General features: G+C 52.2%; 9 protein-coding genes. 7 read left to right on the top strand and 2 right to left on the bottom strand.

Annotated elements, in window-relative coordinates; genetic code table 11:
* Positions 1 to 298: transposase (locus tag H503_RS0109535; protein ID WP_026385381.1), on the bottom strand; the 298-nt coding region annotated here is incomplete at its 3' end.
* A 138-nt stretch (positions 299 to 436) separates the two neighbouring features.
* Between H503_RS0109535 and H503_RS0109530 the strand changes: the two genes are divergently transcribed.
* The 7 genes from H503_RS0109530 to H503_RS0109495 all read left to right on the top strand — a co-directional run bounded on the left by H503_RS0109530 (position 437) and on the right by H503_RS0109495 (position 9,287).
* On the top strand, positions 437 to 1,303 hold the full coding sequence (locus H503_RS0109530) for a methylenetetrahydrofolate reductase (RefSeq protein WP_009015180.1): 867 nt from the start codon (positions 437 to 439) through the stop codon (positions 1,301 to 1,303).
* Between the two features lie 10 nt (positions 1,304 to 1,313).
* Positions 1,314 to 2,009, top strand: coding sequence for a vitamin B12 dependent-methionine synthase activation domain-containing protein (locus H503_RS0109525; protein WP_009015181.1), 696 nt, complete (start codon positions 1,314 to 1,316; stop codon positions 2,007 to 2,009).
* Between the two features lie 2 nt (positions 2,010 to 2,011).
* Complete coding sequence (locus tag H503_RS0109520; protein ID WP_009015182.1) at positions 2,012 to 4,423, top strand: homocysteine S-methyltransferase family protein; 2,412 nt, start codon at positions 2,012 to 2,014, stop codon at positions 4,421 to 4,423.
* Positions 4,424 to 4,554: 131 nt separating this feature from the next.
* On the top strand, positions 4,555 to 5,301 hold the full coding sequence (locus tag H503_RS0109515; RefSeq protein WP_009015183.1) for a gamma-glutamyl-gamma-aminobutyrate hydrolase family protein: 747 nt from the start codon (positions 4,555 to 4,557) through the stop codon (positions 5,299 to 5,301).
* The gene (locus tag H503_RS0109510) at positions 5,288 to 6,601 is read left to right on the top strand and encodes an APC family permease (RefSeq protein WP_009015184.1); all 1,314 of its coding nucleotides are present in this window, start codon (positions 5,288 to 5,290) and stop codon (positions 6,599 to 6,601) included. Before H503_RS0109515 ends, H503_RS0109510 begins: the two co-directional genes overlap by 14 nt.
* 307 nt (positions 6,602 to 6,908) lie before the next feature.
* Positions 6,909 to 8,030 (top strand): [FeFe] hydrogenase H-cluster radical SAM maturase HydE, encoded by a 1,122-nt coding sequence (hydE, locus tag H503_RS0109500; RefSeq protein WP_014129089.1) that lies wholly within the window; start codon positions 6,909 to 6,911, stop codon positions 8,028 to 8,030.
* A 144-nt stretch (positions 8,031 to 8,174) separates the two neighbouring features.
* On the top strand, positions 8,175 to 9,287 hold the full coding sequence (locus tag H503_RS0109495; RefSeq protein WP_009015186.1) for a 5-methyltetrahydropteroyltriglutamate--homocysteine S-methyltransferase: 1,113 nt from the start codon (positions 8,175 to 8,177) through the stop codon (positions 9,285 to 9,287).
* A 50-nt stretch (positions 9,288 to 9,337) separates the two neighbouring features.
* Here H503_RS0109495 and H503_RS0109490 read toward each other — a convergent pair whose 3' ends face one another.
* Positions 9,338 to 10,759, bottom strand: a complete 1,422-nt coding sequence (locus H503_RS0109490) for an FAD-binding oxidoreductase (protein ID WP_009015187.1) — start codon at positions 10,757 to 10,759, stop codon at positions 9,338 to 9,340.
* Between the last annotated feature and the right edge of the window lie 88 nt (positions 10,760 to 10,847).

Raw genomic sequence — 10,847 nt, 5'->3', positions numbered from 1 at the left:
TGTATTTACGAACCCATTGGTACAAAAGACTATAGCTCATACCATATTGACAGGCGACAGCCATCATTGACTGTCCGGCATTTACTTGTGAAACCAATTCAAGTTTCTCCTCTGGGGACCATGCCTTGTAATGTGCTTTGTGACACAATGCTTCCGGTCCGCCAGCCTGTTCGATACGATTCCAAGTACGAATCTTGTTACGAAAATTTGCTGTTTTAATTCCTTTAGGTGTTTTTACCCACTTACCTTGACGATAAAGTTCTACACACATCAGCTTAAATTCAGTCGTATAACGCAAAATGTACCCTCCTTACTGGGTGTCCAGTAAAGAGGGTACATTTCATTTTGCAGACACCCTGTTACTTTTTTCTTTTTTATTGCCTATCTTTTCCCTTTGTATTACAATAGGGACATTGTAAGAGAAGGGGGCCCAGCCATGAAAATCAAGGAACTTCTAGATAGTCCCAAAGTAACCATATCATGCGAACTTTTTCCGCCCAAAAAAGGGACAGAACTGCAAAATGCCATGGATATTGTCCATGCTATTGCCATCGATGGGGTGGACTATATGAGTGTCACGTATGGCGCCGGCGGCACCGCAGTCGGCAAGAGCCTTGCGATTGCCTCTGAGGTCGAGCGGAGCGGGGTCCCGGCCTTGGCCCATCTAACTTGTATCGGTGCGAAAAAAGATGGCATCGCCCGCGTCCTTCGCGACATGAAAGCCGGCGGCATTGATAATGTCCTCGCCCTGCGCGGTGATCGTCCTCAAGGGATGGACGAGCTGCCGGAATCGGACTTCCCCCATGCCAGCGACCTCGTCCGCTTCATCAAGGAAACGGGGGATTTCTGCGTGGGCTGCGCTACCTATCCTGAGGGACATCCTGAATCGCGGACCCTTGATGAGGATTTGGAGAACATGAAACGCAAGGTAGATGCGGGCTGTGATTTTCTTGTGACACAAATGTTCTTTGATAATGAGATGTTCTATAACTTCATGTATCGGCTCCTGGCCAAAGGGGTCCGTGTCCCTGTTGTGGCCGGCGTCATGCCGATCACGAACGCAAAGCAGGTGGAACGCATCTTTACCCTCAGCGGAACACCCATTCCCAGCAAGCTGCGGGCCGTGGTGGAGCGCTTTGGTGATCATCCGGAGGCTCTGCGTCAGGCGGGGATGGCGTATACGACGGGTCAGATCATGGATCTGATTGCCAACGGATTCAACCATATCCATGTCTATACGATGAATAAACCGGAAGTCATTGGCGGCATCCGCCGTACTCTTTCGGAAGTTATCAAACTGTAAGGAGCCCAAGATGGCACAAGTAAAGATTCCCTTTGATGAAAAGGAAGCGGTTCGCTATTTTGGTGCCAAAAAAGATGATCGGGAAGCTGCGCGCCTGGTCGATGAAGCCTTTATCGCCCTTCGCAACGAAGTCCAGCCGCGTGCCGTGAAACGGCGTCTTTCCTGCCGCGTCACGCCCCCTTGTGACGGCGGGATGGGCCGCGTGGAACTTGAGGGCGGCACGGTCTTTGAAAGCAACCAGCTTGCCAACCACCTTTTGGGCTGTCCGGAAGTGATTCTTTTTGGGGCCACCTTGGGCAGCCGCTTTGATATCGGCATCCGACGCCTCAGTCTGCAGCGGATTGCCTATGGAGCCGCGGCCCAAGCCGTTGGTGCGGCTCTTATTGAAAGTTACTGTGACAAGCTGGAAGAGGAATGGAAAGGGGAGTTATCTGCTGAGTTTACCTACCGGTCACGGTTTTCTCCAGGGTATGGGGATTGGCCGCTTACGGATCAGGAAAAGATTTTCCGTCTCTTGGAGCTGCCTAAGAAGATTGGCCTTACGTTGACGGCAGGAGGCTTAATGGCGCCTATTAAGTCCGTAACGGCTGTGATTGGCATCAATCATGGCCTTCAAAATGAAACCAGAAAGGAGCCGGATGCTCGTCATAGCTCGTGCAATGCCTGCATGGCCTTGAACTGTCCTTTCCGGAAAGAGGAACCTTGACGATGGAGATTCGAGAACGGTTAGAAAAGGAACGCTTGTTTTTTGATGGCGGCATGGGAACCATGCTTCAAAGCGCGGGGCTTATGCCGGGTGAGCTGCCAGAACTGTGGAACCTGAGCCATGCTGATGTGATCCAAGGCGTCCACGAAGCCTATATCAGGGCAGGGGCCCAAATCATCAAGACCAATACATTTGGCTGCAATGGCCTCAAATTTGGAAAGGCCCATGGCACGCCAGCGGTTTCGACTCTTGTTACGGCAGCGGTAAAACTTGCCCAAAAGGCCTTCCAGGCTTGTGGCGAGAAAGGATGTGTGGCCCTTGACCTAGGACCGACGGGAAAGCTTCTCCAGCCGTATGGAGACCTTCCGTTTGAAGAGGCCGTGTCCCTTTACGCGGAAGCGGTCGAAGCAGGGAAAAAAGCCGGTGCTGACCTTGTCCTGATTGAGACCATGAGTGATACCTATGAGGCCAAAGCGGCAATTCTGGCCGTAAAGGAACATTCTAATCTGCCTTTTGTGGTGACCTTTACGTTCGACGAAGAAGGAAAGCTCTTAAGCGGCGCCGATGTGGAAACGGCCATGATTGTCGCTTCTTCCCTAGGGGCTTCGGCTGTTGGCTTCAACTGTGGGCTGGGGCCTAAGGAAATCAGCCGCCTTGTGCCCCGCGCCCTTGCGGCCACGGACCTGCCTCTTGTGGTCAACCCGAATGCCGGTCTTCCTGTCACGCACGATGGGGTCACACAGTTTGAGGTGGGATCTGAGGAATTTGCCGCAACCATGTTGGAATTTGCTCCCCAGACAGCCCTTTTGGGTGGCTGCTGTGGGACAACGCCCCAGCACATCAAAGCTCTTGTAGAAAGCTGCGCCGAGCTGCCGCCTCCGGAAAAACGGAACGGGGCCCCAGAATGCATTACCGGCTATGGTGCGCCTGTTTGTTTTGACCGCATGCCTGTCATCATTGGCGAGCGCATCAATCCGACGGGGAAAAAACGGCTCAAAGAGGCCCTTAAGGCCGGGGACATGGATTATGTGTGCCAGCTTGCCTTGGAACAGATCGATAAAGGGGCCCAGGTCCTTGACGTCAACGTCGGCGTACCCGGTATTGATGAACCGGCCCTTCTTGAAAAGGCGATGAGGACACTCCAGTCCATTACGCCCCTGCCGCTTCAGATTGATACGAGTGATCTCAAAGCCATGGAACGGGCCCTGCGCCTTTATAACGGACGGCCTCTCCTTAATTCTGTAAATGGCAAGACAAGTTCCCTTTCGTCGGTCCTGCCCTTAGCAAAGAAGTATGGCGCAATGCTGGTTGGACTTTGTCTTGATGATGACGGGATTGCGGAATCGCTGGAAGGCCGGCTCAAAAGTGCACGCCGCGTCATTGACGGAGCCAAAAAGGCGGGCCTTTCTGAAAAGGCACTGCTTCTTGATCCCCTTGCCATGACCATCAGCACGGGGGGACAAAATGCCCAGATTGCCCTTTCCATCATCGCGGCTCTCAAAAAGGCAGGACTTAAGACGGTTATGGGGGTCTCGAATATTTCCTTTGGCCTTCCTCATCGGGACGCTGTCAACAGTGCCTTTTTTGCCTCGGCTATGCAGCTGGGTCTTTCGGCAGGCATCATCAATCCTAATTCAGCACCGATGATGGAAACCTATCTTGCCTATGGCGCCTTAAGTGGGTATGACACAAGCTGCAAGGCCTATGTTTCCTATTTTGCGGATCTGCCAACAGAAAAAAGGGAACCCCATGTTCCTGCCGCAAAAGACAGCGGCGAACAAGGCCGCTATGGTCTTGACGAAGCCATTGAAAAGGGCCTCATCTCACCGGCTGAGACGGCGGTTGCAGCGCTTTTGGATGAAGGAAGGGACGCGCTTTCCATCATCAATGAATATATGATTCCAGCCCTTAACCGCGTGGGCGATGCCTTTGAAAAAAAGACCCTCTTCCTGCCCCAGCTCCTCATGAGTGCCGACGCGGCCAAAGCAGGCTTTGAAATCATCAAGAAAGCAATGTTCCAAAAGGGCGCGGATAGGGGAAAGGGCGACCCTGTCATTGTTGCTACGGTCAAAGGGGATATCCACGATATTGGGAAAAATATTGTCAAGGTGCTCCTTGAAAACTATGGCTATGATGTCATTGATCTTGGCAAGGATGTGCCGCCGGAGGCCATCGTGGAAAAGACTTTGGAACGGGATGTGAAGCTTGTGGGCCTTTCGGCCCTCATGACAACGACCTTGGGTTCCATGGCAGAAACGATCCGACAGCTTCGTGAGAAGGCACCGGGGTGCCGCGTCATTGTTGGCGGTGCCGTTATGACCAAAGAGTATGCGGAAGAATTGGGTGCGGATGCCTATGCGGGAAACGCCGTTGCGGCCGTAAGCTATGCCAATGCCCTTTTTCGCAAAAAGTAGAATAGAAGCAACCTGTCTTTGAAACCTTGTTTCATAATTTTTGTTGAACAGAGAAATTTTCATTTTCTTCACAATTTCATTGTGCTAGAATGAAAAATATACAAAAACATATAGAAAGAAGATGAACTCCTATGACAGCAAAACCGTTAATTGGGATTTCCGGCAGCCATATGATTGATGGCGGCGGGCAATTCCCCGGTTATCATCGAAGCTATGTGAACCATGATTATGTCCGTTCTGTTACGGAGGCGGGCGGTATCCCCCTCATCATTCCCTTCAATGAAGAGGATGATGTCGTGGAAGCCCTTATGGACCGCGTCGATGGGCTCCTTTTGTCGGGCGGACACGATGTGTATCCCCTCCTTTATGGGGAAGAACCTTGTCGGCAGATTGGCGCGGTGTGGCCGGAACGAGATCATTTCGACATGCTGCTTTTGAAGCGGGCGGAAGCACGGAAAATTCCTGTTGTCGGGATTTGCCGCGGTCTGCAGATCATCAATGTGGCGCACGGCGGGACGCTTTATCAGGACCTTTCCAAAGATCCCCAGTCCTTTGTGAAGCATTCCCAGAACCAGGACCCGGCGACGGCAACGCATACCATTGAAATCGATCCTCAAAGCCGGCTGGCTTCTCTTCTCGGCCGTACGGAATGGGTTACGAACAGCCATCATCACCAGACCGTTCACGAAGTGGGCCAAGGACTCCTTGTTACAGCCCGCGCCAAGGATGGCACCGTGGAATCCCTGCAAGGGACGGGAGAAAGCTATCTTATGGCCTATCAGTTCCATCCGGAAATGATGTCCATTCACAGTAAGCTTGCACGGAACCTATTTGTGGACTTTATCAAGGAAGCGGAGGTGCGTCATGGGAACCGATAAAAAAGATAAATTTGGCCTTTGGAGCATTGTCCTTCTCGGTATCAACAGCATCATCGGGACGGGAATCTTTCTCCTGCCAAACCGGGCCTATGCCCTGATGGGACCGTCAAGCCTCCTGATCCTTCTTTTTGATGCGTTCCTTGCTGGCTGCCTTGCCCTTTGCTTTGCGGAAGTCGCCGGTTTCTTTTCCCGGAATGGGGGCCCGTACCTTTATGCCAAGGCCGCTTTTGGGGATTTTGTCGGTTATGAGGTGGGCGTGCTGAAGCTCGTTGTGACCATCATTGCCTGGGCGGCTATGGCCGTTGGCTTTGCGACGGCACTGGGCGCTGCCTTTCCATTTTTTGCCGGCGACACCATGAAGAATCTCATTGCTGCCGTGCTCATTGGCGGGCTCACCATCATGAATATTGCAGGGGTCAAGATTTCAAAGATCCTCAATAACCTCATGACCATATCCAAATTGGTTCCTTTATGCGTCTTTATTGCTGTGGGCCTGTTTTTTGTCAATGGCAGCAATTTCACGCCTTTTGTTCCGACCCATATGGCTGACGGGGCCTTTGCCAATGCCGCCATTACCATGTTTTTTGCGTACACGGGATTTGAAGCCATTGCAGTTGCCGCCGAAGATTTCAAGGATCCTAAAAAGGATTTGCCTCGGGGTATCATCCTGACCATGATCATTGTCACCATCATCTATATGCTCGTCGTGGGGATTTCCATCGGTATCCTGGGACCGGATCTGGCTGTGGACAAAGCCCCTATCCAGACCGCCTTTGGCCGCGCCGTTGGGCCCGTCGGCGCTTACTTCATCCTGCTTGGAACACTCTTTAGCATGGGCGGCATCAACCTTGCCGAATCCTTTATTGCGCCTCGGGCATGCACGTCCCTTGCTGAAGACGGCATGCTGCCGGCTTTCCTCAATCGGCGCACGAGCTGGGGAACGCCGTGGGCTTCAAGCGTCGTCGTTGCCATTCTCAGCATCCTTCTTGCTTGGAGCGGCAGCTTTACGACCCTTGCTGCCATCAGTGCCGTAAGCCGGTTTACCCAGTACCTGCCGACGGTCCTTTCAGTCATTGTCTTCCGCCGCAAGTGGAAGGACCGGGAACGGACCTATAAGATCCCTGGCGGCATCTTTGTTCCAGTCGTTGCCTTTTTAACGAGTCTCTGGATGCTCTCCAATGCCAAACCGATGCAGCTTGTCTGGGGCCTTGGCGGAATCCTTGTCATCGCACCCTACTATCTTGTCTATAAAAAGAAAAAAGCCGAGGGCCTCGTCAAAGATCACGACGAAGAAGCCTGATGTACGGGAGACTGCGGAAAAATGAGTAATTCATTTTTCCGCAGTCTCTTTTGTTCATTTTCCTGATTCGAAAAAAAGTCAGATGGCACTGGGGGCTGGACGTGACGACACATGGTTAGGAAAGGAAGCGCCCAGGCGTAAGCTATCCCCAAACGTGGGACGGTCCACTGTACGATAGCCCATGAGCCCATTGATTCCTCCATTTTTTTTAATGATAGAACGGGCTTACCTTTCCCTTGAATTCGCCCAATTTCCAAGGCCAACATTTGACAGGCCGCCCTCTTTCCATATACAATAACGTCACTTGATGGAAGATAGGAGAACCGTTGTGACCATTGATGCAATCTTACAGAAAGAAACCTTGACCCATAGTGACCTTGTGACCCTTCTGGGGACAACGGACGCGGGACAGCGAAAGAAACTTTATGATGCGGCTTATGCCGTAAAACTCAAATATATTGGTAATGTTGACCATTACCGGGGCCTCTTGGAATTTTCCAATCGCTGTATCAAGAATTGCAAATACTGCGGCATCCGCCGGGATAATGAAGAGGTGGAACGCTTTGACACGCCTTATGAAGATCTTCTTGCCATGGCCAAATGGGCTTATGATGAGCGTTACGGATCGCTGACCCTGCAGAGTGGGGAGCGTCAGGACGAGGAATTCATTGCCTACGTGGAACGTCTGATCCTGGATATCAAAAAAATTGGCGGCGGTGCCTTGGGCCTTACGCTTTGTGTTGGGGAGCAGACGGAAGAAACCTACCGACGCTGGTTTGAAGCGGGGGCCCATCGCTACCTTCTGCGCATTGAAACGAGCAATCCTGCCTTATATCGGACCCTTCACCCCCAAGATGGGCACCATAAGTGGGAAGTGCGTCGTGACTGCCTAAAGACGCTCAAAAAGATTGGCTACCAGGTAGGAACCGGAGACATGATGGGGCTGCCGGGGCAGACCTTGGATGACCTGGCCTGCGATATCGAATTTTTCCGCCATATGGATATCGATATGATCGGTATGGGTCCTTATGTCGTTCACCACAATACACCGATTGGGAAACATGTCCTTGCAGCCGGCGGTGACAGCAAAGAAGCACAGAACCAGCGCTTTATCCTGGGTCTTAATATGATTGCCGTGACGCGTCTTTACCTTAAGAACGTCAATATCGCCGCTACTACGGCGCTTCAGGCCCTGAATCCCTTGGGACGGGAACTGGGGCTTTTGGCAGGAGCCAATATCCTCATGCCGCTTGTAACGCTGCCGAAGTTCCGCCCTCAGTATCTGCTTTACGACAACAAACCCTGCGTTGAGGATTCCCCGGATCAGTGTAAGCACTGCCTTGCCGGTCGGGTGGCCTCTATTGGGGATAAAGTCGGATTTGGCGAGTGGGGCGATTCACCGCATTACTTTGCCGAAAAGACACAATAATAAAAAAGGAAGGGACGGGACCCAAAAGGGGACCGTCTTTTTGCTATGCTTTAAAGTTATAGGAAATGGTATAAAAAGCCTATTTTACAAATAAAAAGCATTGCGTTAGAATGGATTCCATCATCACCGTAAGGGGGAATCATCATGGCTGTACAGAATCCCGTTCATTTTGATATTGTAGGCAGTTTCCTGCGTCCGGAACGCCTCAAAAAGGCACGTGAGGCGTTCCGCTCCGGCGCCCTCGGTCAGGCTGGCCTGCGCCGCGTGGAAGATGAGGAAATCCGCAAACTCATCAGCAAGGAAAAGGCTCTTGGCCTGCGCACCCTGACGGATGGGGAGTTTCGCCGCGAATATTGGCACCTTGATTTTATGTGGGGCCTTGGCGGAATCAAGCGGGAAACCCTTTCCCATGGCTATTTCTTCGAAGGGGAGGAAACAGGCCGGGATACAGCAGTCCTTACGGGAAAGCTTTCTGGGGACCATCATCCCATCGTCGATGATTTCCGCTTTACCCAACAGTTTGCCTATCAAAATACAGTGGTAAAGGAAACTCTCCCTGCTCCGGCGCATTTGCTTGATGAGCTTTACCGGGAGGAAAACGCCGCGGTCACAAAAGCAATCTATCCTGACGAGGACGCGCTCATCGATGATATTGTCGCCGCTTATCGAACCGTGATCCGTGACCTTTATGATGCTGGCTGCCGCTGCCTGCAGCTGGATGATTGTACGTGGGCCATGCTCTGTGACACGAAGTACTGGACCCAGCGCCAGGGCGGGACTGAAAATCTTAAGGTCATTGCTGAACGTCATCTTACCATCAATAACCGAGTCCTGGAGGACCAGCCCTTTGACCTTGTCATCTCGACCCATGTGTGCCGCGGTAACTACCATTCGACTTGGGCGGCCCGAGGCGGATATCTGCCCATTGCGCCCCTTCTTTTTGCTCGCGAAAAGGTTCATACCCTCTATCTTGAATTTGATGACGAGCGTTCCGGTGGGTTCGCTCCATTGCGTTATGTATCACCAGATAAGACGGTCGTCCTGGGCCTTGTGACGACCAAACGTCCTGACCTTGAAGATCCGGAACGTATCCGGGAACGCATCAAGGAAGCGGCCCAGTATGTTCCGCTTTCACGGCTCAGCTTAAGCCCCCAATGCGGTTTTGCGTCGACGGAAATCGGAAACAAGCTGACGGAAGAGGATCAGTGGAAGAAGATTGCCCTTGTGCGCGACATTGCCCAGACGGTTTGGGGATAATAAAAAAGGCGAAGGAACCGGATGGGTTCTTTCGCCTTTTTGCTATATGATTAGAAGCAAACTTTATTGGGGTTCAGGATAAGGTCTGGATCAAAGACCAGCTTGATGCCCTGCATAAGGGCAATGGGAAGGGGACCCAGGTTTTCCGCAAGGTAAGCCCGTTTGCCGAGACCAATCCCGTGTTCTCCGGAAATCTGGCCGCCCAATTCGGACGCTTTGGCGTAGAGGGCGTGCATGAAACGTTCTGTTTCTTCCTTGAAGGGCAGGATGTCTTCACGGGCGCCTTTTTTGCAGGCATAGACGTGGATATTGCCATCGCCGGCATGGCCGAACATACGGATGTCAAAGGAAAAGCCTTCCGCAATTTCCCGGATGTAGAGGGTAAAGTCCGGAATCTTTGAAACGGGGACGACCACATCACATTCATCAATGAGGTTATAGATTGATTCAATCCCTTCAAGGAAACTGGAGCGGGCTGCCCAGGTCTTTTCAAGATACATTGGAACATCGGCAACAAGGACGTCAAGAGCGCCTTTTTCCAGGAGCATTTCGGCCGCTTGTTCTACGAGACGGTCCAATTCATCGTTGTGATCGGCATCAAGGGTGATGAGAAGATAGGCGCCGACTTCGGTTCCTTCCACCACTTTCGGAAAAACGCTTGTCCCCATGTAGGCTTCCGTGGTTTCAAGCATTTCCTTTTCAAAGAACTCCAGGGCCTGGGGTTTCAGGTTCGAGTGCTTGATTTCAGGAACTGAGCCAATGGCGTCAGCAAGGTTTTCGAAGGGGACGATAAGGGAACAGTGGCAGGCTGGGGGCGCAATGAGTTTCAGTGTCAGTTCCGTAATGATGCCCAGTGTTCCTTCTGAACCAATCATCAGGTGGAGCAGGCTATATCCCGATGAGGATTTGGATACAGGCGCGCCTACGTGCATGATTTCCCCGCTTGGCAGGACAACGGTCATGGCTTCTACGTAGTCCCGCGTCGTTCCGTACTTGACGGCCCGCATCCCGCCGGCGTTGGTTGATACGTTGCCGCCCAAGGTGGCAAACTTCTCACCTGGATCGGGCGGATAGAAAAAGCCCCGGGATTCAGCGTCCTTGGCAAGGTCTGCCAAAAGAACCCCTGCTTCGACGCGGACATTCATGTTTTCCTCGTCGTAACCAAGGATCTTGTTCATGCGCATGGTGCACAAAACGACGCCCCCTTGGACCGGGGTGCATCCCCCTACGAGGCCCGTTCCCGCGCCGCGGACCGTGACGGGGATATGATGGCGGGCACAGACTTTCATGATGGCTGAAACTTCTTCCGTTGACGTGACGTCAATGGTTACTTCCGGCATGGCAAGGCCGTAGATGGGCATATCATCATGTGTGTAGTCAGGATTGATTTCTTCACCGACGATGACACGGTGACCAGAAATGGCCTTCAGTTCATCGAGGATGTCAGGCGTAATGGCTTCATACTGGGTCATAATAGGTACCTTCCTTTTCTTTGGGGAGGAGACTGTCCTCCGGACTCACGTGACTCTAAGTATAGGCGTCTTGGAACTTTCTGTAAAG

The organism is Acidaminococcus intestini DSM 21505 (assembly GCF_000425045.1).
GTDB lineage: Bacteria > Bacillota > Negativicutes > Acidaminococcales > Acidaminococcaceae > Acidaminococcus > Acidaminococcus intestini.
This window is presented reverse-complemented; position numbering and strand designations above follow the sequence as displayed.